This window comes from Nocardiopsis metallicus (assembly GCF_014201115.1).
In the GTDB taxonomy this organism is placed as follows: domain Bacteria; phylum Actinomycetota; class Actinomycetes; order Streptosporangiales; family Streptosporangiaceae; genus Nocardiopsis; species Nocardiopsis metallicus.
The window spans coordinates 2,547,487-2,567,833 of sequence record NZ_JACHDO010000001.1; the positions used below are offsets into that span (position 1 = coordinate 2,547,487).

Sequence of the window (20,347 nt, forward strand, 5' to 3'; positions counted from 1 at the left end):
CTTGTGTAGATATCTACTCAGGGGGGATGGCATACAGGTGACCCTCATGCACCACCACCGCGCGGTCGCCGAGAAGGCCGCGCGGAGTCTCTGCGTCCTCGGGAACCTCGGAGGGCTCGCCGGAGGCGTCCAGCGCCACCCGGTTCCCGTCCAGTTCACCGAAGACCAGGTCGCCGACAGAGATCTCGGGCGTGAAGCCCGGGACGACGGCGGTCTCACCGGAATGAGGGTCGAACAGCACCGGGCCGTAGACCACCAGGTCCAGGCCGACCGGAGCGGAGAGGTGGCTCACGTCCTCCAGCGCGTCCTCCTCGATCACAGCGGAGCCGAGCACCGAACCGTCCCCACGGTCGTGGAAGGCCAGGATCGAACCATCTCCCCGGAGCGGCTCCCAACGGACGATGACGTACTCGCGCAGGGCGGTGATCACGGCCTCCATCTCACCGGCCTCGCTGGGGCGCTGGGCGTGGACCACCTCAGGATCCTCTTCGCCGGGACTGACCCAGTTCCACGGGCCGCTGACGACGGCGGTGAGGACCCGGTCATCCGCCGCGAGCATCGGCACCGAGCTGCCGGGAGCCTCGATCTCCTCGAGCTCACCGTCGATGACCAGGTAGGCGGCATCGTCGTCGCGGACCAGGACCGAGTCGCCCGCGTACCGGGCGGAGCCGGACTCGGGGAGTTCGACGTTGGTGGCCGTGCCGCCCGACTCGGGCCAGAACCACAGGGTGTCGGCGGTCTCCATCACGATGGTGCTCTCGCCGCCGTAGTCCACGAAGCGGGGCGCGCCGAGCCCGGCGGCCGCGTCGAAGGGCAGGTCCACCGACCACAGGCGTGAACCGTCGGCGTCGATCAGGTTGAGGCGTTCCTCGGGGTCGACGTAGACCAGCACCGAGCCGTCCCGGCTGACCGCGGGCTGGGTGTCCGGGGCGAGTTCCTCGCTCAGCTCCACCACCGGTTCGAACCCCGGCGGGGCCGGGTATTCCAGCGGGATGGCGTTCTCGTCGACCTCTCCCTCCTCCGCGGCGTCCGAAGAGCCCGGAAGGAGCCGCGGGATCGCCAGACCGGCTCCGACGAGGAGCAGCACGACGAGCGCGACGGCACCCCCCAGCACCAGGAGCTTGCCGCTCTTCCTCCCCTTCTCCTGGTTCTGCGGAGCGGGCACCTGCCCCGGCACCGGAGGCTGCGTGGGGGCAGTGGGCTCCGCGGGCTGCACGACCCCGTCCGGGGTCGCGATCAGGCGCCAGTAGCCGTTGGCGTCGCGGGCGTCGACGAGCACCGGCTGCCCGATGTGGGCGGCGTAACCGGTGGCCACGTCCAGGGCCGCACGTCTGGTCTCGTGGGGCGCGAGCCCGGACACGACCTGGCGGTGCCCCTCGATGACGATCTCGGCGCTGCTCTCATCGGGCGCGATGACGATGACTGCGGTGGGCCGGGAGTGCCCCGGACGGGACGCCCGGCTCATGGTGCCTCCGAAGGCATGGGGAACGTGAACCTGTTCGTGTACGACTGCAGGGGAAGATCAGCGGTGACGGTCGTTCGCGGCTCGGGCGGAGTGACCAAGCAGGGGGTAACGGCACACGAGTAGTCAATGCTGCACGTGATGATACTGACCGTCCCAGAGGGTGTTCACTCCGTACCTTCGCCAAGGATTCGGACACCGGTAGTACCGCTTCCACTCGGCTTCCCACCCCACCTCCGCTGACCTGCTGTGACTCCAGAACCAGACCGTCGAAGGCGTCCAGTTCGCTACGTAGACGTCGGTATGGACACCCCAGAATGCGACTTGGTTCACGCCCAGAATGGCCGGATCCGGCCACAAGTACTCTCGGGAGCCCCGCAACCACCCATCCCTCACCCCGGCTCCGACCTCAGCACCGACTGTTCACCGAGCCACTGTCGAACGACGGCAAAGAGCCCCAGAGAGGCCAGGCTGAAGGCGGTGTGACCACCGGAGGCGACCAACCTGAGGTCACCACCGAACATCACGGTCAGGACGGCGAAGACCAGGGCCGCGATCGGGAACAGGGCAAAGGGCCAGAACGAAACAGCACCAGCGGCCCGCCAGGCCCCCGGGCCCGGTTTCGGCTCCTTTTTCAAAGATGATCTTGCTACCAGAAGCGAAGTCAGCGCCGAACTTGCTCCTGGTAGCAAGATCACCGGGGATGAGGGGGTTTCGGAAGCAGCGGACACCCCCAGGCGCGGGTTACGGCCACCCCGGCTTGCCCGGGGCCAAGGCCACAGCACTGAACCCCACCCTCACCACCCGGGGTCCGGTGGCGCGCATGACCGGCCGCGACGCGCGACCAGATCCGCGCGGGCCTGGGGGACTGGCGCCTTCGCTGCCCCTTTTCGTTGTCGGCCTTGACGCGCGCAGCGTGGACGGCAACCATCAAGCGGCGGGAAACGGGGAACCCCAACCCGAACCGCAGACCCCAGTCCGCACACAGGCCCCACCCAGACCCCACCCCGGATGCCCTACCCGGGCCCGAGCCCGACCCAGAGAAGCCTCCCCATGTCAGGCTCTCCGCTTCTCCGGACCCCAACGCTGCGGTTTCGCCAACAGCATCCGGGATCGCATGGGGCCCTTCAGAGGAGGTACGGGCTCGGGGCTGCGGGTTCGCGGCTTCCCGCCGGACACCGCGAAAATACCGACAAAAACGACAGGGCAGGGAATCTGGCCGTTTGCGGTCAGCGGCCGTTGAGGGTTTCGATGACCGCCTGCTCACGGCGCTGGGCGATCCGGTCGGCGCGCTCGAAGCGGCGGTTGGCGAGTTCGGCGCGGGCCGCCGCGGTGCGCGCGGTGGGCCACATGGCGTCGATCTCGGAGTTGAGGGACGAACCCGCCAACACGGCGATCGCCATGACGTACAGCCAGGCCAGGATGGCGATCGGCGCGGCCAAGGACCCGTAGATGGTGACCTGGCCGAAGGAGGCGTCCAGGTAGGCGCGCAGACCCGCCGAGCCGGCCAGGAGCACCAGGGTGGCCAGCACGGCGCCGGGCAGATGGCGCCAGAGCGGGGTGCGCACCGGGATGCTGAGCGCGTAGAGCAGCGTGACCGCCGCGATCGCCAGCAGGCCCACGATCGGCCAGTAGAAGAGGTTGAGGCGGCCCACCGTGATCGGCAGGAGTTCGTGGATGATGTTGGGCCCGGCCACCAGCACCGGTAGCACCAGGACCGCGAACAGCAGCCCGCCGAGGTAGGCGAAGAAGGCGAGCACCCGCTGGCCCAGCCAGGTGCGCAGCTCGTCCAGGCCGTAGGAGATGGTGATGGAGCGGATGAAGACGTTCATCGCCCGCGACCCCGACCACAGGGACACCAGGAAGGTCACCGACAGGACCCCGCCCGGCACGCCGCCGAGGAAGTCGTCCACCAACGGCTCCACGACGCTCTCGACCGTGGCGGGGGTGAGCACGCGCGCCGCCAGGTCCAGCATCCACTCGCGGATCTCCACCACGAGCTCCTCGCCGAACACCATGGCCAGCGGCCCCAGGGCGCCCAGGAGGCAGAGCAGCAGGGCAGGCAGGGAGATCAGGGCGAAGAAGGCCGACTCGGCGGCCAGGCCGATCACCCGGTCACGGGAGAACGCCCTGGTGGTGCGCAGCACGAGGAGCATCCCGTTGTGGAAAACGGGATGACGACGCAGCCAGGCGTCGCACATTCGCCACAGGCCCTCCCAGAAACCCACCACAGGAGAACGTTATCGGTCCCGTGAGCAGGCGGCACCCGCCGAGCATGACGTGACTCACATCTCGCCTGGATGGGCACACCTGGACAAGGACCGGATCCCCGTGCCATTCTCGAAACATGACCGCTGTTCTTGACCCCATGCTCCGCGTGCGCCGCCACGTGGACTTTCTTCGGGTCAGCAGCGCCATCTGTTGCAGCGTCGGATAACTCCTCGCCGCCTTTATGACGCACCCGTGACACAGGGGTGCGCGCGGCCCCGGCGCTCTCCCTCTTCGAATCTCCCACACACGCGGAATTCACCCGTATCACCAGCCACGATGACGTGCGGTGCGTACGGGCCAGCGGTGCGGGCGCCGGGACCGTGAGCACCCCGCGACCCCATCGGAGACACCCGCGATGCCTCCCTCTTCCGCGCAGCCCGGCAAGGCCGCGACGGCAGCCAAGCCACGGCGACGCCGTGGCGAGGGCCAATGGGCCCTCGGCTACCGTGAGCCGCTGAACAAGAACGAGGAGAACAAGAAGAACGACGACGGGCTCAACGTCCGCGATCGGATCGTCAACGTCTACTCGAAGGCCGGGTTCGACTCGATCGACCCCGCCGACCTCCGCGGGCGCTTCCGCTGGTTCGGCCTCTACACCCAGCGCGCCCCGGGCATCGACGGCGGCAAGACCGCCGTGCTGGAGCCCGAGGAGCTCGACGACCGCTACTTCATGCTGCGCGTGCGCATCGACGGCGGCCAGCTCTCGGCCGCCCAGCTGCGCGCCGTCGCGGAGATCTCGCGTGACTACGGGCGCGACACCGCCGACATCACCGACCGGCAGAACGTGCAGTACCACTGGATCCGGGTCGAGGACGTGCCCGCGATCTGGGACAAGCTGGAGTCGGTGGGGCTGTCCACCATGGAGGCCTGCGGTGACACCCCGCGCGTGATCCTGGGCTGCCCGCTGGCCGGGGTGGCCGAGCAGGAGGTCCTGGACCCCACCGCGCAGATCGAGCAGGTCTACGAGGAGCACATCGGCAGCCCCCTGTACTCGAACCTGCCGCGCAAGTTCAAGTCGTCGATGTCCGGCTGCTCCGTGCACTGCGTCAACCACGAGATCAACGACGTCGCCTTCGTGGGTGTGCACAACGAGGCCGGTGAGGCCGGGTACGACCTGTTCGTGGGCGGCGGCCTGTCCACCAACCCGATGTTCGCCAAGCGCCTGGGCACGTTCGTGCGCCCAGACCAGGTGAGCGAGGTCTGGGCCGGGGTCTGCTCGATCTTCCGCGACTACGGCTTCCGCCGCCTGCGTACCCGTGCCCGGATCAAGTTCCTGATCAAGGAGTGGGGTCCGGAGAAGTTCCGCGAGGTCCTCGAGGAGAAGTACCTCGGCTACGCGCTGCCCGACGGCCCCGCTCCGGTGCTGGACCCGGGGGTGCGCCGCGACCACGTGGGCGTGCACCGCCAGCGGGACGGAAAGTTCTACGTCGGCTTCGCGCCCAAGGTGGGCCGCGTCTCGGGCACCTCCCTGCTGCGGATCGCCGAGATCGCCGAGGAGCACGGTTCGGACCGCATCCGCACCACCGCCGACCAGAAGCTGGTCATCCTCGACATCGAGGAGGACCGGGTCCCGTCGATCACCGCGGCGCTGGAGTCCGAGGACTTCCAGGTCAACCCGAGCGTCTTCCGCCGCCAGACGATGGCCTGCACCGGCATCGAGTTCTGCAAGCTGGCGATCGTGGAGACCAAGGGCCGCGCCGCCACCCTCATCGACGAGCTGGAGAAGCGTCTCCCCGACTTCGAGGAGCCGGTGACCATCAACGTCAACGGCTGCCCGAACTCCTGCGCGCGCATCCAGGTCGCCGACATCGGCCTCAAGGGCCAGCTGGTCATGAACGACCAGGGCGAGCAGGTGGAGGGCTACCAGATCCACCTGGGCGGCGGGATGGGTCTGACCCAGGCCTTCGGCAAGAAGATCCGCGGGCTCAAGACCACCGCCGACGATCTGCCGGACTACGTCGAGCGGGTACTCCTGCGCTTCCAGGAGCAGCGTGAGGAAGGCGAGAACTTCGCCGCCTGGGTCGGCCGCGCCGACGACGCCGACCTGAAGTGAGGACCCGGACCCCGGGCCCGTGAAGTCCGCCCGGCCCCCGGCGCCACGGGGGCCGGGCCCCTACCGGAAGGAAGAGGTGCGCCATGTCCGAAAGGGCCGCGCCTTACTACTGCCCCTACTGCGGCGACGAGGACCTGATGCCCGAGGAGGGCGCCGCCGTCAAGGGTGAGGGCTACCCCTGGGCCTGCCTGTCCTGTGCCCGGGTCTTCCGGGTCAAGTACGTGGGCCTGCGCTCCGCCTCGTTCTCCGCGGGCGGCGCCCCCTCCAGACCGACGGAAGGCAACGAATGAACGCCACGATCACCCAGACCGGCGGCCCCGAGCTGGCCGAGCGGGCCGCCTTGGAGCTGGAGGAGGCCTCGGCCCAGGAGGTCATCGCCTGGGCGGCCGAGACCTTCGGTTCCGAACTGTGCATGACCTCCTCCATGGCGGACGCGCTCATGGTGGACCTGGCCTCGAAGACCGCTCCGGGGATCGACGTGATCTTCCTGGACACCGGCTACCACTTCCCCGAGACCATCGGCACCCGCGACGCCGTGGCCTCCGTCTACGACGTCAACCTGATCACCGTGGAGCCCAGGCGGACCGTGGCCGAGCAGGACCTGGCCCTGGGCCCGCGACTGCACGGCCGCGACCCCGGCATCTGCTGCCACCTTCGCAAGGTGGAGCCCCTCCAGCGGGCGCTGGAGCCGTACTCGGCGTGGCTGACCGGGCTGCGCCGCGAGGACTCGGTGACCCGCCGCGACACCCCGATCGTGCAGTGGGACCGGCGGCGTCAGATGACCAAGATCAACCCGATCGCCCGGTGGACCCAGCAGGAGGTGGACACCTACATGAGCGAGAACGGCGTGATCGTGAACCCGCTCCAGTACGACGGCTACCCCTCGATCGGCTGCGAGCCGTGCACCCGCCGGGTGGCGCCGGGCGAGGACCCCCGCAGCGGCCGTTGGGCGGGCAGCGGCAAGACCGAGTGCGGAATCCACACATGAGCGCCGTGAACGCGGGCGAGCGGGCGCCGGGGGGACGTCCGTCGGTTCCGCTGCTCGCGGTGGCCCATGGAAGCCGGGACCCGAGGTCGGCCGAGGCGGTCTCGGCGGTCTTCGAGCGGGTGCGGGCGCTACGCCCCGAACTGGACGTGCGGCTGTCCTACCTGGACCACGTGGCGCCCAGCGCCGAGGACGCCCTGGAGGAGCTGGCCGCGGGCGGCGCCGGTGAGGTCGTGGTGCTGCCCACGCTGCTGACCGCGGCCTTCCACAGCAAGGTGGACCTGCCCGCGGTGCTCACCCGGGCCCGTGAGCGCAGCCCGTGGCTGCGGGTGCACTACGCCGACACCCTGGGCCCGCACCCGCTGCTGCTGGACGCGGTGGAGCGGCGCCTGGCCGAGGCCGGAGCGCACGCCGAACCGGGGACCGCGTTGGTACTGGCGGCGGCGGGTTCAAGTGACGCCGGGGCCAACGCGGTGATCGAGTCGGTGGCCCGTCAGCTGGCCGAGCGTGGCCCGTGGGGTGAGGTCGTGGCGGCCTACGCCTCGGCTGCCGAGCCTACCCCCGGCGAGGCGGTGCGGTCCCTACTGGAGCGCGGCCACGCCCGGGTGGCGGTCAGCGGTTACCTGCTGGCGCACGGGTTCTTCTCCGACCGGGTGCGCGACCAGTCGACGGCCGCGGGTGCCTCGGTGGTCGCCGAAGCGCTCGGCGACGTACCCGAGCTCGCCCGGGTGGTGCTGGAGCGCTACGACGCGGCGGTCGCGGCACGGCACGCCGCCGTGTAGCGGACGACGGCAACGACAGAACACGAAGAGGCGGCCCTCTCCCGGGGCCGTCTCTTCGTGTTTCCGCAACCGGACGCCGGACGGAACACGGGGTTTGACGGCGCCCGAGGCAGGCAATAAAATTGAGCGTGATCGCATCAAGTCATTGGCTCTGAAGTAGATAGGTGGAGGTGACGACAGTGATGTTGATGCGTAACGACCACTTCCGTGAATTCGACCGGATCGCCCAGCGGCTCATGGAGAACGGCCGCCCGGCAGCGATGGCCATGGACGCCTACCGCGACGGCGACGACTTCGTGATCCACTTCGATCTGCCCGGCGTCAACCACGAGAGCATCGACCTGGAGGTCGAGCGCAACGTGCTGACGGTGCGGGCCGAGCGCGCGGGACTGCGGAGGGAGGACTTGGAGCTGCTGGTCAACGAGCGCCAGACCGGGACCTTCACCCGACAGGTCTTCCTCGGCGACACCCTGGACACCGAGCGAATCCAGGCCAACTACGCAGACGGGGTCCTCACGCTGCGGATCCCCGTGGCGGAGCAGTCCAGGGCCCGCAAGATCACGGTCGACCACAGCACACCCGACCAGGGCCGGACCGTACTCCCCGAACAGGACAAGAGCGCGATCAGGTCCTGACCCGTCACCTTCGAGGGCGCCCGCGGCGGGCGCCCTTCCCCGTGTCCGGGACGGCCCGGGTCAGCCGGTGGTGACGGCGGCGGTGAGCAGGACCGCCGCGGAGAACAGCAGCGCGCCCGGGGCTCCGACCGCTCCGGCCACCCCGGCTGCCGCGGCCGGGATGGCGACCTGGCCCAGCCGGTTGCCCCAGATGCGCAGGGCCAGGGCCGCGCCGCGGGCGCCCTCGGGGGCCAGGGTGGTCACCTGGGCCATCGTCAGGGGCTGGCCCATGCCGAGGAGGAAGCCTCCCACGACCAGGACCGCCGCCAGGGCCGTGAAACCGCCCAGGGGCAGCGCCACCAGGGTGAGCGCGACCGCGGCCACCGCGGTGCTGGTGATGATCAGCGACCGACGGGACCAGCGGCGCAGCATCCACGGCAGGGTCAGCCGGGAGAGCAGCGAGGCCCCGGCGCGCAGGCTCAGCAGGACGCCGACCAGCATCGGGGAGATGCCGCGGCTCTCGGCGATGAGCGGTAGGTAGGCGGTGAGGATGTCCACCGCGGTCAGCAGCGCCAGGCTGGTGAGCAGGGCCGAGGGCATCCGGGGGCGGCGCAGCAGGTCCCGGGTGGGCACCGGGGGCGCCGCCTTCTGCTCGGCGGTGCGCCGCGGCGGGGTCAGCCGGACCAGAGGCAGCAGGGGCAGGACGCCCAGGGCGGCGACCACCCCGGCGACGACCAGCGCGGTGGAGGTGGCCGGGAGCAGGGCCGGGCCCGAGGCTTCGGCGAGGACCGCGCCGGAGATCAGCGGTCCGATGAGCTGCCCCAGGGAGGCCGCGGCGGTGAACCAGCCGAAATCGCGGTCCAGGTGCTCGGGGCGCGAGTAGCGGGCGATGAGGCCCTGCGCCGCGACCATGCACAACAAGTGGCCCACGCCCACGACGGTGCTGGCCAGAGCCAGGGCGAGCAGTCCTCCGGAGGCGGCCAGGACCAGGCTGCCGACGGCCAGGACGAGCGACCCCAGTCCGGCGAGCCAGGCGATGCGCGCCGCACGGTCGGTGAAGCGGCCCAGGGACACCGCGATGACCAGGGGCAGCAGGGCGTAGGCGGCGGTGACCAGGCCGACCTCGACGGCGTCGCCGCCCACCGCGATGGTCCGGTAGGAGATGAGCGGCCGGACGAGGTTGAGCGCGGTGTGGGTCAGCACCACACTGCCCAGCAGCGCCCAGAGCCACCGCCCGCGCCCGCCCGTTCCCGCGCCCGCCATCGTTTCCCCCTCCCGCCGTGCCCTACGGCGTCGGGCATCGTATCGACGGGGCCAGCCGGGGGACGGGGCCGGGTCCGGCGGTGTTGTCGGCCGGGCGGCGCGATGAGCTCGAAGGACGGGTGGCCGAGGTACTGGAGTGCGGAGAGCTCCCCGGTCCCGCTCCAGCGCCCGGTGACGGCACTCCGCCGGGCCCCGTACGGACCGGGGGCTCGCCGGGCCCCGTACGGACCGGGGGCTGCCGCGCTCGGTAGGTTCGGGGGACTGACACCGACCGGATGGAGCACGTGATGACCGAGCAGGGCGGAATCCGGGACATGCTGCGGGGGCTGCGGGTATTCGCGGGGCCGATCGCGGAGTTCGATCCGGCCAAGGCTCCGCAGGACCCGGTGGGACTGTTCGTGGAGTGGCTGGGTGAGGCGATCGAGGCCGGGGTGCACGAGCCGCACGCGATGACGGTGGCGACGGCGGACGCCGAGGGTACGCCCTCGGCGCGCGTCCTCATCCTGAAGGACCTCACCCCTGAGGGCTGGTGGTTCGCGACCACCACGACGTCGGCCAAGGGGCTGGAGCTGGCGGTCAACCCGCGGGCGGCGCTGCTGTTCTTCTGGGGCCCGCAGGGCCGCCAGGTGCGGTTGCGGGGCCCGGTCGCGCTGGCCGGACCCGAGGAGCGGGCCGCCGACTTCACCGCGCGCCCGTTGGAGGGGCGGGTGGCCGGGCTGCACGGGCGGCAGAGCCAGCCGCTGGACAGCTTGGAGAGCGTCCGCTCCACGGCCGAGGAGAGCCGGGCCCGGCTGGTGGCCGAACCGGACCTGGTACCCGACAACTGGGGCCTGTACTGGCTGGCGCCGACCGAGATCGAGTTCTGGCAGGCCGACCCCGACCGTCGGCACACCCGGCTGCGGTACCGCCGCGAGGACACGACCGCACCCTGGGAGCGCGAGCTCCTGTGGCCCTGAACAGGTGTTAAGCGCCAGCCGGGTATTGCGCTGGCGATACCGAACCTGGTTCTGTTCGGTGTGCGGGGCGGGGATAGGATTCCCGCACCTCCCAGCCGCCCGCCCAGGCCTCCCACCAACGCCCCCGAACCCAGGAACGGAGCCGGTATGCCCGCCACACACGAGGTGTTCAACCAGGCCACTCCGCTCGGAGACTACAGCGCCGCCGACGACCCCGCCCTGTTGGAGGGCCTGCGCCGCGAGGGGGCGGCCTGGGCCGAGGCCGACGTGCGCGAGATCGGCGACGCCGCGGGCTCGGAGCGGGTGCGCGCCTGGGGCGAGTCCGCCAACGCCTACCCCCCGGTCCTGCGCACCCATGACCGCTACGGCCACCGCGTCGACGAGATCGACTTCCAGCCCGCGTACCACGTGCTCATGGACCAGGCGGTGGAGCACGGCCTGCACGCCGCCCCATGGGCCGAGGAACGCGAGGGCGCCCACGTGGCGCGCGCGGCCAAGTTCTTCCTGTGGTCGCAGGCCGAGAGCGGCCACGGTTGTCCGATCTCGATGACCTACGCCTCGGTCCCCGCGCTGCGGCGCTCCCCCGCCCTGGCCGAACAGTACGAGCCGCTGCTGACCGCGCGCGCCTACGACTTCGGACTGCGTCCGCCGCTGACCAAGCGCGGGCTGATCGCGGGCATGTCGATGACCGAGAAGCAGGGCGGTTCGGACGTGCGCGCCAACACCACGCGCGCCGTGCCCACCAGCGAGGGCCACTACCTGCTCACCGGGCACAAGTGGTTCACCTCCGCCCCGATGAGCGACGTCTTCCTGACCCTGGCGCAGGCGCCCGAGGGCCTGACCTGCTTCCTGGTGCCCCGGGTCCTGCCCGACGGCAGTCGTAACCGGCTCTACATCCAGCGGCTCAAGGACAAGCTCGGCAACAAGTCCAACGCCTCGGGGGAGCTGGAGTACGACGGTGCGCTCGCGCACGTGGTCGGCGAGCCGGGCCGGGGCGTGCGCACCATCATCGAGATGGTCAACAGCACCCGTCTGGACTGCGTGATCGGCTCCGCCGCGGGGATGCGCGCCGCCGTGGTGCACGCGCTCAACCACGCCGGGTCGCGCGGCGCGTTCGGCAAACCGCTCGTGGAGCAGCCGCTGATGCGCAACGTCCTGGCCGACCTCGCGCTGGAGTCGGAGGCCGCCACGGCGCTCATGACGCGGCTGGCGGGTGCGGTGGACCGTTCGGTGCGCGGCGACGAGGGCGAGGCCGCCTTCCGGCGCCTGGGCGTGGCCGTGGGCAAGTTCTGGGTGACCAAGCGCCAGCCCGTACACGCCGCCGAGGCGCTGGAGTGCCTGGGCGGCAACGGGTACGTGGAGGAGTCGGGTATGCCCCGGCTGTTCCGGGACTCCCCGCTCAACTCCATCTGGGAGGGCTCGGGCAACGTGGCGGCGCTGGACGTGCTGCGGGCGATGGCGAAGTCGCCGGAGTCGGTGGAGGCCTTCATGGCCGAGCTGGACACCGCGGCGGGCTCCGACGACCACTACGACGCCGCGCTGAAGCGGTTGGGGCAGGTCCTGGGCGACCTGGACGAGATCCAGTACCGGGCGCGGTCGGTGGTGGAGCTGATGGCGCTCGCCCTCCAGGCGTCGGTGCTGCTGCGCTACGCGCCGACCCCGGTGGCCGAGGCCTTCACGGCCTCGCGGCTGGGCGGGGAATGGGGCCACGTGTTCGGGACACTGCCCAGGGGTGTGGACACCGGACTGATCCTGGACCGGGCCCGCCCGCGCGGTTGAGTATCCCGGCCCGGTTCCGAAATCACGATTCGGCAGACCCTTCTGGTGGAGTCGGCGCACCCGTAGTTCAATCCGTGGGAGGACCTCCTCGACGGTTAGGGGACACGCGTGCCGGGCTCGGGTATGGGCAGGATGATCAGCCAGCATCCGGTCGACAACAGGCGCACCCTGGTGTACGGATACGTGATGATCGGGGTCGCGTTCGTCGCGCTCCTGGTGTTGCTCGCGGGGTTGTCCGGGGATACCGACACGGCCACCGGCGCGCGGGGCGAGGGCAGACGGCAGGGTGTCTTCATCGGCCTCCTCCTGGCTTGCGGCGCCCTGGGCCCCTTGTTTCTCTTCAACGCCCTGCGCGCGGGCCCGGACGAACGCTTCCAGTTCTGCGAGGGCGGGCTGGTACACCTGCGCCGGCACGGGCAACGGCAATGGCCCTGGGAGGAGGTGCGGGGCACATGGAGCAGCACCGATGAGAAGGCCAAGCCGGGAGAGGCCTTCCGCTGCACGGTGTACCTGGCCGACGGCGGCAAGGTACACCTGACCCAGCAGGTGGGGGACGTACGGCGCCTGGCCGCCCTGATCCGCTCGCGCCGCCCGGACCGGATCCCGCCGAGGACCGTGGGACCGCCCTGGGTCTGGTTGACGGCGTCTCTGCTCTGCGCGATGAGCGCCGTCGCCCAGATCGCTTATCTGGTGGTTGCGGGCAGCAGAGCGGACGAAGCACGAAGACAACCGGACGCGGGTGTACAGACGCTTCCGCTCAGTGACGCGGGGATCAGTCTCCTGGCCATCGGCACACTGGTCTACGTGATCCTGACCTTTGCCTTCCTGGGCACGATGGCGGGGGTTCTACGGGTGAGGAGGGCATCGGGCTGACAGGCTCAGGCAACGAAAGCGCACGGCGGTTGCCGCGCCCCGCCACACGGTCACCCCGGAAATCACCGGAACACAAAACGGTCTTTTCTGTAATAAACCATAAATAAAATCGCGGACAGCTCTGCCGATGAGCGATAATCGGCCCACGTCGGCATACTTCGGCACGTTGGGCGGAAGAAAGAAGTCGTCACCAACAAAAACGCCCTCCTGGGCCCCGAGACCAAGAGACTGACGACGCCCATGGTGGAAGTCTGGCCAGGTAGTTCCTATCCGCTCGGTGCGACCTACGACGGTTCCGGCACCAATTTCTCCCTCTTCTCCGAGGCGGCCGAACAGGTGGACCTGTGCCTGTTCGACGACGACGGCGAGGAGACCCGAATACCCCTGACCGAATACGACGGTTTCGTCTGGCACGGTTACCTGCCCGGGATCGGCCCGGGGCAGCAGTACGGTTACCGCGTGCACGGGCCCTACGCTCCCGAGCACGGCTTGCGCTGCAATCCGAACAAACTACTCACCGACCCCTACGCGAAGGCGCTCAACGGCAACCTCACCTGGCACGAGTCGCTGTTCAGCTACCACTTCGCCGACCCGGACCGCAAGAACACGGCCGACAGCGCGAAGTACGTGCCCAAGTGCGTGGTGGTCAGCCCCTTCTTCGACTGGGGGAACGAGTCCCGCCCCCGCACGCCCTACTCGCAGACGGTGATCTACGAGACCCACGTGCGCGGGCTGACCATGCGCCACCCGGAGATCCCCGAACACCAGAGGGGCACCTACTCGGGGCTGGCCCATCCGGCGATGATCGACTACCTCACCTCCCTGGGGGTGACCGCGGTCGAGCTGATGCCGGTGCACCACTTCGTGCCCGAACACGCCATGGTGGCGCGCGGGCTGACCAACTACTGGGGGTACAACACCCTGGCCTTCCTGGCCCCGCACAGCGGGTACGCCGCACTCGGCTCGCGCGGCCAGCAGGTGCAGGAGTTCAAGGCGATGGTGAAGTCGCTGCACGAGGCGGGCATCGAGGTACTCCTCGACGTGGTCTACAACCACACCGCCGAGGGCGACCACATGGGCCCCACCCTGTCCTGGCGGGGCATCGACAACCTCGGCTACTACCGGGTCAGCGACGAGGACCAGCGCTACTACCTCGACTACACCGGCTGCGGCAACAGCCTGAACGTGCGCCACCCGCACTCGTTGCAGCTCATCATGGACTCGCTGCGGTACTGGGTGCTGGAGATGCACGTGGACGGGTTCCGCTTCGACCTCGCCTCGGCGCTGGCCCGCGAGTTCCACGACGTGGACCGGCTGAGCACGTTCTTCGACATCGTCCAGCAGGATCCGGTGATCTCCCAGGTGAAGCTGATCGCCGAACCCTGGGACGTGGGCCCGGGCGGCTATCAGGTGGGCAACTTCCCGCCGTTGTGGACCGAGTGGAACGGCAAGTACCGCGACACCGTCCGCGACTTCTGGCGGGGGGAACCGGTCAAGGGCGAGCTGGCCTCGCGGCTGGCCGGCTCCAGCGACCTGTACCAGGACGACGGGCGCCGCCCGGTGGCCTCGATCAACTTCATCACCTGCCACGACGGCTTCACCATGGCCGACCTGGTCTCCTACAACGACAAGCACAACGAGGCCAACGGCGAGAACAACCGGGACGGCACCGACGACAACCGCTCCTGGAACCACGGGGTGGAGGGGCCCACCGAGGACCCCGCGATCCTCACCCTGCGCCGCAGACAGATCCGCAACTACCTCACAACCCTGTACCTGTCGCAGGGGGTGGTGATGCTCTCGCACGGCGACGAGATAGGGCGCACCCAGGGCGGCAACAACAACGCCTACTGCCAGGACAACGAGATCGCCTGGATCGACTGGGAGGGCGCGGGGCTCACCGGCGAGTACCCCGGCAACGACCTCCTGGACTACGTGCGCGAGCTGGCCCGGCTGCGGCGCGAGCACCCGGTCTTCCGACGCCGCCGCTTCTTCCGCGGCAGCCCGGTGGAGGGCCCGGCGGGAAATACGGCGGGGGGCACGGGCACGTCCGGTGCGGACGGGTTGCCCGACATCTCGTGGCTGCGCCGCGACGGTTCGTCCATGGAGGGTGACGACTGGAACAGCGGCGACCGCGCGCTGGGGGTGTTCCTCAACGGGGACGCCATCACCGAGCCCGATCCGCGCGGGCGCCGCATCCGCGACAGTTCCTTCGTGCTGCTGCTCAACAGCGGCCCGGAGTCGGTGGAGTTCAAGCTTCCGGGCACCGAGTACGGCATGGCCTGGGAGACCGTGCTGGACACCGCCGAGCCCGACGTGGGGGGTCGGCCGTTCGTGACGGCGGGCGGCCCGGTACGGGTGATCGACCGCGCCCTGGTGCTGCTGCGGCGCGTCTCGCACCGGCACGGCTGACGACCTGAGGGCCGACCGCCGAGGCGTTCGGGGAGGGCGCCGAGCCGACGCGAGCGGGCCGGGGACCCGCGGGGTTCCCGGCCCTTCGCCGTGTCCCGGGACACGCCCTAACCTGGGTGACCATGTCGAACTTCCGCGAACTCCTTCCCGTCCCCGGCCGCGACGACGTGGACCTGGCCCAGGCCTACGCCTACCCGTCGGCCCTGGACCGGCCCTGGGTGCGCGCCAACATGGTCGCCAGCGCCGACGGCGGCGCGGTCGGACCCTCGGGACGCAGCCGCGACCTGTCCTCGGACCCCGACCGCAGGGTCATGGGCGTGCTGCGCGGGCTGTGCGACGTCGTCGTGGTCGGCGCGGCCACCGCCCGGCAGGAGGGCTACCGGCCGGTGCGGCCGCGCGAGGTGTGGGCGAAGCTGCGCGCGGGGCGCCCGGCCACCCCGCGGATCGCGGTGGTCTCGCGGTCACTGGCGATCGACGAGGAACTGCTCACCACGGCCCCCGAGGACGCGCGCACCATCGTGTTCACCGTCGCGGACTCCCCCGCCGAACGCCGCGCGTTCGTGGCCGAGCACGCCGACCTGGTGGTGGTCGAGGGGGTCTCGGTCAGCCCCGGTCACGTCGTGGACGCCCTGTCCGAGAGAGGTCTGTACCGGGTACTGACCGAGGGAGGGCCGCACCTGCTGGCCGATTTCGTGGAGGCGGGCCTGTTGGACGAGCTGTGCCTGACGGTGAGTCCGCACCTGTTGGGTTCCGGATCGCCCCGGATCGTCACCGGCGCCCCGGGGACCCCCGGGGCGCCCGAACACGTCTCGGCCAAGAGCACACCCGTGCGGATGGCGCACCTTCTGGAGGCGGAGGGCAACCTGTTCACGCGTTACCTGAGGGAATAGAGCGCCGCACGGGCAGCGCCCATAACCGCTCGGTTTCGGCCACCACACAATGACGCATGAACCATCCCGCAACCGGACATACCCGTTGTGTGTCACCCACGGAAAACGCTGTGACTGGACACACCGTGTCAACGGGGCTCACCGGTGTGGTCCCCTGGGCGAGAGGATGAACGTAGTGCCGACGTCCGAAAACGGGTCCCCTCCGGTCTACCGGGAGATAGCCGAGGAACTACGAGGACAGATCCGCTCCGGACGGTACGCCGACGGCGACCGCCTTCCCGGGGAGAACACCCTCATGGAGCGCCACGGCGTCGCACGGGCGACCGCCCGGCAGGCGCTGTCCGTACTCATCAACGAGGGCCTGGCCGTGGCCGTACGCGGCTCGGGCATCTACGTACGCGCCTTCCGCCCCCTGCGAAGACACGGCGCCCGGCGCCTGTCCCGCGACCTGTGGGGCAACGGGCGGGCCATCTGGCAGACCGACAGCGACACCCGGGGATACGAGGTGGAGGGGCTGGTCATCGACGAGATCGTCCCCGAGGGCCACGTCCTGCGGGCGTTGGAGTTGGGCGAGGGGACCACGGTGGTGCGCCGTTCCCGGCGCTACCTCGTGGACGGCAGACCGGTGCAGAGCGCGGTCTCCCACCTGTCACCGCAGCTGTGGGCGGGCCGGGAGGACTCCCCCGCCGCCCACCGAGTCCGGGCCCCTGACAGCGGCCCCGGAGGCATCTACGCGCGACTGGCCGAACTCGGGCACGCCCCGGCCCACTTCACCGAGGAGATCCGGGTCCGCATGCCCACCCCCGAGGAGACGCAGGAGCTGGCCCTGTCCCCGGGGACACCCGTCCTGGAGGTGGCCCGCACCGCCCTCACCGCCGACCACCGGCCCGTGGAGTTCAACGAGATCACCATGGACGGTTCCGCCTACGTGCTGCAGTACGACTTCGACGCCTGATCCCCGCACCCCCGACGCCGGGCCCTGAGCCAGCCCGGCCCCCGCACCGCTCTCCGCTGCACAGCAGTACGAGGAGGAGGGACGCCCCCTGGGGACGCTCCTCCTCCTCGTATCCCTCGTGTCCGGACTCGTCGTCCGGCTGTCTCCTACCGATCGTCCGCACTCGGGCTGACCGTGCTCAGGCGACGCCTCCGCTTGGAGGCGAAGACCAGGTACGCCAGCGGTAGGAAGGCGAGTCCCACCGCCACGGCCCCGGCCGCCGCGAAGAGCATGGCGTTGGACGAGGTCATCGCCCAGTGCGCCATCCCCACCCCCAGGACGAGCGCCACCGCCAGCGCGCCGACGGCGATCACCGTGACGAACACCAGCAGTTTGCGGTCGTTCCAGGGCTCCGGCCGCGCGTGGTCGATCCCGGCCAGAGTGGATCGGGCACTGAGCTCCGCGGCCCAACGCAGCTCCCGGCCCACAGTGGCCGCGCCGCCGGTGACGGCGCGGGCCCGCGAACGGGCCCCCGCGGTGGCCTGGTCGAGCCACCACAGTCCGTATCGAATCCTGCCCACGCGCAGAGGTCGCCTGCTCACTCCGAGTGCCTGTTGAGCTGTAACAGCCATGCCACCTGCCTCAGTGCACTTCGATCACTGACCCCTGCCAGTGCCCGTACCCGCACATCTGTGCACCGAACGTCATCAAGGGTGAAGTTAGGGGTATGTGGCCTTTGGGGAGGATTTACCTAGCCACTGTGGATAAGGAGCTTTCCTGGCCTTGTGGCCCCCTGTCAGCATCCGAGCACGTTTCCAGGTAGCGTCGTCACCATGGCTGACGCAGCGGACCAGACCCCGAAGAGCGATGCCGGGGCGCCCAGGGGGCTTCCCCGGACCGACCAGGAGTGGCGCGAGCGCCTCACCGAGCAGGAGTACGCGGTACTCCGCCAGGCGGGCACGGAACGCCCCTGGTCCGGGGCGTATGTCGACACCAAGGCCACCGGCGTCTACCGTTGCCGGGGATGCGGCACCGAGCTGTTCCGCTCCGATGAGAAGTTCGACTCCCACTGCGGGTGGCCGAGTTTCTTCGACCCGGCCGACTCCGACGCGGTCACCCTGCACGAGGACGCGTCGCTCGGAATGGTGCGGACCGAGGTGCGATGCGCCACCTGCCACTCCCACCTGGGTCACGTCTTCTACGGAGAGGGGTACAACACCCCTACGGACGCCCGTTACTGCATCAACTCGGTCGCTCTCACCCTGGAGCCCGGGGAGTAGGTGGCATAGCATCCTGGTTCCGGGTCCCCGCCGTTCCACCCGAACGGGCCGTATCCGGAGCCAGCCTGACCCCCGTGCCCGCGGGATCAGGGATAATCTCACCAGCGCACCGAAGTTCGGCCCCAGTGCCGACCGGACGGGCGCGCGCGGCGGGGGTGCCCCACCCGGTGGCCGCGCACAAGAGAACCCGGCCAGCGCCGGGTTCACCCCTCACAGCGGTAACCGATGTGCGGGCGACCAGACCGACCCGCGACGAAAGCGCTCGATGACCGACGACTCACCTTCCTCCTCCGTCTCCCCGCGACCCGCGGCCAGACCGCGCTTGGGCATGGCCCAGGGCTCGGCCCCTTGGCTGGTACCGGCGCTCGGCGCGGCCGGAGCCGCCGCGTTCCTGGCCCGGCGCTCCCCGGTCGGGGCCGTCGCGGCCGTCCCGGTGATCGCCCTCGCGGCGGGGATGACCTGGTTCTTCCGGGACCCGAACCGGGGACCGGCGACCGGACGGGTGCTGTCCGCGGCCGACGGCGTCGTACAGAGCCTCGACCCCCAGCCCGACGGGCGGACCCGGGTCGCGGTGTTCATGAACCCCCTCAACGTGCACGTCAACCGTGCCCCCCTCGCCGGTGTGGTGACCGGCGTCGAACACCGCCCCGGGGGTTTCCGCCCCGCCTTCGACAAGGACAGCGAGCGTAATGAGCGCGTCATCTGGACCCTTGAAACCGAGATCGGTGAGATCACGGTCGTTCAAATCGCCGGCGCGTTGGTCCGGCGTATCGTCCCGTATCTCGCTGCGGGGCAGAAGGTCGAACAAGGCGAGAGGATCGGCCTCATCCGGTTCGGGTCACGTGTCGACGTCTACCTTCCGCGCGGGGTCACCCCGGCGGTGGAGGTCGGCCAGAAGGTCCGCGCCGGAGAAACCCGTCTTGACGCCGACTGAGGTGGCCCCCGCCGCCGAGCGGTCCACCCCCTTCGCCCCCGGGGAAGCGCCCAGGCTCCGTCTGGGCGTGGCCGACTACCTGACCCTGGGCAACGCCCTGTGCGGCTTCCTCGCCGTGTGGGCGCTGGCCACGGCCCAGGCCGCTCACATGGCCGGGGGCGCCGCCGGAGCGCTGCCGAAGTCGGCCATGGCCACGGCCGTGGGACTGATGATGGTCGCGGCCGCCCTCGACGTGCTCGACGGCCGGGTCGCCCGCAAGCTGGGCGGCAGCGGGATGGGTGCCGAGCTGGACAACCTCGCCGACGTGATCAGCTTCGGGTTCGCCCCGGCGTTCTTCTTCGTGGTGTGGGGCACCATCGCGGGTGGTGCCGGTGTGCTGCTGGGCGGTTCGGTGCTGCCGGTGGTGGCGGGCGGCGCGGTGCTGCTCGCGGTGATCGTGCGACTGGCCAGGTTCTCCTGCCAGGCGCCGGACTCCAACTACTTCACCGGTCTGCCGTGCCCGTTCGGGGCCATGGCGGTGGTGACGATCGTGCTGCTCGACCCGCCGGTCCTGGCCGGGGTCGCCGCGGTACTGCTCGTCGCCTGGCTGATGGTGAGCCGGATGGAGTACCCCAAGCCGCGCGGCAAGAAGGCCTACGTCGTGCTGGGCATGCTCGCCACGGGTGTGGCCTTCATCGCCGCCTGGGGCCTGGGCCTGCCCGCCGGTGAGGCCCTCATCTACCTGATGAGCGCCCTGGTGCTGCTCACCATCCTCTCGCTCCCCTTCTACGTGATCGCGACCCGGCGCTCGCCCGCCCCCGCCGGGCAGCTCGTCGAGCATCCAGTCGACAGGCACGCCGAGCGGCCCTCCGAATAGGGA

The 20,347-nt window shown here is 70.3% G+C and carries 19 protein-coding genes; 15 read left to right on the plus strand and 4 right to left on the minus strand.

Annotation, left to right across the window (positions count from 1 at the left end; translation table 11 throughout):
* Window positions 1-13: 13 nt before the first annotated feature.
* On the minus strand, window positions 14-1,465 hold the full coding sequence (locus tag HNR07_RS10885) for a hypothetical protein (RefSeq protein ID WP_184364731.1): 1,452 nt from the start codon (window positions 1,463-1,465) through the stop codon (window positions 14-16).
* Window positions 1,466-2,691: 1,226 nt separating this feature from the next.
* On the minus strand, window positions 2,692-3,693 hold the full coding sequence (locus tag HNR07_RS10890; RefSeq protein ID WP_184364733.1) for a YihY/virulence factor BrkB family protein: 1,002 nt from the start codon (window positions 3,691-3,693) through the stop codon (window positions 2,692-2,694).
* Between the two features lie 137 nt (window positions 3,694-3,830).
* On the opposite strand from HNR07_RS10890, the gene HNR07_RS36080 reads away from it, so the two are divergent.
* The 6 genes from HNR07_RS36080 (at window position 3,831) to HNR07_RS10915 (ending at window position 8,188) form a co-directional block, all read left to right on the plus strand.
* A complete protein-coding gene (locus HNR07_RS36080; protein WP_363319952.1) occupies window positions 3,831-3,899 on the plus strand; it encodes a putative leader peptide in 69 nt (22 codons plus the stop codon).
* A gap of 189 nt (window positions 3,900-4,088) precedes the next feature.
* A complete protein-coding gene (locus HNR07_RS10895) occupies window positions 4,089-5,786 on the plus strand; it encodes a nitrite/sulfite reductase (protein WP_184364735.1) in 1,698 nt (565 codons plus the stop codon).
* 83 nt (window positions 5,787-5,869) lie between these two features.
* Complete coding sequence (locus HNR07_RS10900; protein ID WP_017545529.1) at window positions 5,870-6,076, plus strand: hypothetical protein; 207 nt, start codon at window positions 5,870-5,872, stop codon at window positions 6,074-6,076.
* Window positions 6,073-6,774, plus strand: a complete 702-nt coding sequence (locus tag HNR07_RS10905; protein ID WP_184364737.1) for a phosphoadenylyl-sulfate reductase — start codon at window positions 6,073-6,075, stop codon at window positions 6,772-6,774. Before HNR07_RS10900 ends, HNR07_RS10905 begins: the two co-directional genes overlap by 4 nt.
* Window positions 6,771-7,553 carry a sirohydrochlorin chelatase gene (locus tag HNR07_RS10910; RefSeq protein WP_184364739.1) on the plus strand — a complete coding sequence of 261 codons (783 nt, stop codon included), beginning with the start codon at window positions 6,771-6,773 and terminating at the stop codon, window positions 7,551-7,553. Before HNR07_RS10905 ends, HNR07_RS10910 begins: the two co-directional genes overlap by 4 nt.
* A gap of 182 nt (window positions 7,554-7,735) precedes the next feature.
* A complete protein-coding gene (locus HNR07_RS10915; RefSeq protein ID WP_184364741.1) occupies window positions 7,736-8,188 on the plus strand; it encodes an Hsp20/alpha crystallin family protein in 453 nt (150 codons plus the stop codon).
* 60 nt (window positions 8,189-8,248) lie between these two features.
* Here the strand turns inward: HNR07_RS10915 and HNR07_RS10920 are convergent, their stop codons facing one another.
* Complete coding sequence (locus HNR07_RS10920) at window positions 8,249-9,430, minus strand: MFS transporter (protein ID WP_184364743.1); 1,182 nt, start codon at window positions 9,428-9,430, stop codon at window positions 8,249-8,251.
* Window positions 9,431-9,717: 287 nt separating this feature from the next.
* On the opposite strand from HNR07_RS10920, the gene HNR07_RS10925 reads away from it, so the two are divergent.
* The 6 genes from HNR07_RS10925 (at window position 9,718) to HNR07_RS10950 (ending at window position 17,295) form a co-directional block, all read left to right on the plus strand.
* Window positions 9,718-10,386 carry a pyridoxine/pyridoxamine 5'-phosphate oxidase gene (locus HNR07_RS10925; RefSeq protein ID WP_184364745.1) on the plus strand — a complete coding sequence of 223 codons (669 nt, stop codon included), beginning with the start codon at window positions 9,718-9,720 and terminating at the stop codon, window positions 10,384-10,386.
* 147 nt (window positions 10,387-10,533) lie between these two features.
* Window positions 10,534-12,165: an acyl-CoA dehydrogenase family protein gene (locus tag HNR07_RS10930; RefSeq protein WP_184364748.1), complete on the plus strand. Its 1,632-nt coding sequence runs from the start codon at window positions 10,534-10,536 to the stop codon at window positions 12,163-12,165.
* Window positions 12,166-12,297: 132 nt separating this feature from the next.
* Complete coding sequence (locus HNR07_RS10935; protein ID WP_184364750.1) at window positions 12,298-13,038, plus strand: hypothetical protein; 741 nt, start codon at window positions 12,298-12,300, stop codon at window positions 13,036-13,038.
* A gap of 240 nt (window positions 13,039-13,278) precedes the next feature.
* Window positions 13,279-15,450 carry a glycogen debranching protein GlgX gene (glgX, locus tag HNR07_RS10940; protein ID WP_184364752.1) on the plus strand — a complete coding sequence of 724 codons (2,172 nt, stop codon included), beginning with the start codon at window positions 13,279-13,281 and terminating at the stop codon, window positions 15,448-15,450.
* 122 nt (window positions 15,451-15,572) lie between these two features.
* Window positions 15,573-16,340, plus strand: coding sequence for a pyrimidine reductase family protein (locus HNR07_RS10945; RefSeq protein WP_184364753.1), 768 nt, complete (start codon window positions 15,573-15,575; stop codon window positions 16,338-16,340).
* 166 nt (window positions 16,341-16,506) lie between these two features.
* Entirely contained in the window at window positions 16,507-17,295 is a 789-nt protein-coding gene (locus tag HNR07_RS10950; protein WP_184364755.1) for a GntR family transcriptional regulator, read from the plus strand.
* Between the two features lie 146 nt (window positions 17,296-17,441).
* Here HNR07_RS10950 and HNR07_RS10955 read toward each other — a convergent pair whose 3' ends face one another.
* The gene (locus tag HNR07_RS10955; RefSeq protein WP_184371880.1) at window positions 17,442-17,855 is read right to left on the minus strand and encodes a hypothetical protein; all 414 of its coding nucleotides are present in this window, start codon (window positions 17,853-17,855) and stop codon (window positions 17,442-17,444) included.
* Between the two features lie 252 nt (window positions 17,856-18,107).
* Between HNR07_RS10955 and msrB the strand changes: the two genes are divergently transcribed.
* The 3 genes from msrB to HNR07_RS10970 all read left to right on the plus strand — a co-directional run bounded on the left by msrB (window position 18,108) and on the right by HNR07_RS10970 (window position 20,344).
* Window positions 18,108-18,554, plus strand: a complete 447-nt coding sequence (msrB, locus tag HNR07_RS10960; protein ID WP_184364757.1) for a peptide-methionine (R)-S-oxide reductase MsrB — start codon at window positions 18,108-18,110, stop codon at window positions 18,552-18,554.
* 265 nt (window positions 18,555-18,819) lie between these two features.
* Complete coding sequence (locus tag HNR07_RS10965; protein ID WP_184364759.1) at window positions 18,820-19,488, plus strand: phosphatidylserine decarboxylase; 669 nt, start codon at window positions 18,820-18,822, stop codon at window positions 19,486-19,488.
* Window positions 19,475-20,344: a CDP-alcohol phosphatidyltransferase family protein gene (locus HNR07_RS10970; RefSeq protein ID WP_184364761.1), complete on the plus strand. Its 870-nt coding sequence runs from the start codon at window positions 19,475-19,477 to the stop codon at window positions 20,342-20,344. Before HNR07_RS10965 ends, HNR07_RS10970 begins: the two co-directional genes overlap by 14 nt.
* Window positions 20,345-20,347 lie beyond the last annotated feature (3 nt).

Excerpts from the sequence above, each read along its gene's own strand:
- HNR07_RS10885 (WP_184364731.1), bottom strand. The coding sequence starts at position 1,465 with ATGAGCCGGGCGTCCCGTCCGGGGCACTCCCGGCCCACCGCAGTCATC.
- HNR07_RS10895 (WP_184364735.1), top strand. The coding sequence starts at position 4,089 with ATGCCTCCCTCTTCCGCGCAGCCCGGCAAGGCCGCGACGGCAGCCAAG.
- HNR07_RS10900 (WP_017545529.1), top strand. The coding sequence starts at position 5,870 with ATGTCCGAAAGGGCCGCGCCTTACTACTGCCCCTACTGCGGCGACGAG.
- HNR07_RS10905 (WP_184364737.1), top strand. The coding sequence starts at position 6,073 with ATGAACGCCACGATCACCCAGACCGGCGGCCCCGAGCTGGCCGAGCGG.
- HNR07_RS10910 (WP_184364739.1), top strand. The coding sequence starts at position 6,771 with ATGAGCGCCGTGAACGCGGGCGAGCGGGCGCCGGGGGGACGTCCGTCG.
- HNR07_RS10915 (WP_184364741.1), top strand. The coding sequence starts at position 7,736 with ATGTTGATGCGTAACGACCACTTCCGTGAATTCGACCGGATCGCCCAG.
- HNR07_RS10920 (WP_184364743.1), bottom strand. The coding sequence starts at position 9,430 with ATGGCGGGCGCGGGAACGGGCGGGCGCGGGCGGTGGCTCTGGGCGCTG.
- HNR07_RS10925 (WP_184364745.1), top strand. The coding sequence starts at position 9,718 with ATGACCGAGCAGGGCGGAATCCGGGACATGCTGCGGGGGCTGCGGGTA.
- HNR07_RS10930 (WP_184364748.1), top strand. The coding sequence starts at position 10,534 with ATGCCCGCCACACACGAGGTGTTCAACCAGGCCACTCCGCTCGGAGAC.
- HNR07_RS10935 (WP_184364750.1), top strand. The coding sequence starts at position 12,298 with ATGATCAGCCAGCATCCGGTCGACAACAGGCGCACCCTGGTGTACGGA.
- glgX (WP_184364752.1), top strand. The coding sequence starts at position 13,279 with ATGGTGGAAGTCTGGCCAGGTAGTTCCTATCCGCTCGGTGCGACCTAC.
- HNR07_RS10945 (WP_184364753.1), top strand. The coding sequence starts at position 15,573 with ATGTCGAACTTCCGCGAACTCCTTCCCGTCCCCGGCCGCGACGACGTG.
- HNR07_RS10950 (WP_184364755.1), top strand. The coding sequence starts at position 16,507 with ATGAACGTAGTGCCGACGTCCGAAAACGGGTCCCCTCCGGTCTACCGG.
- msrB (WP_184364757.1), top strand. The coding sequence starts at position 18,108 with ATGGCTGACGCAGCGGACCAGACCCCGAAGAGCGATGCCGGGGCGCCC.
- HNR07_RS10965 (WP_184364759.1), top strand. The coding sequence starts at position 18,820 with ATGACCGACGACTCACCTTCCTCCTCCGTCTCCCCGCGACCCGCGGCC.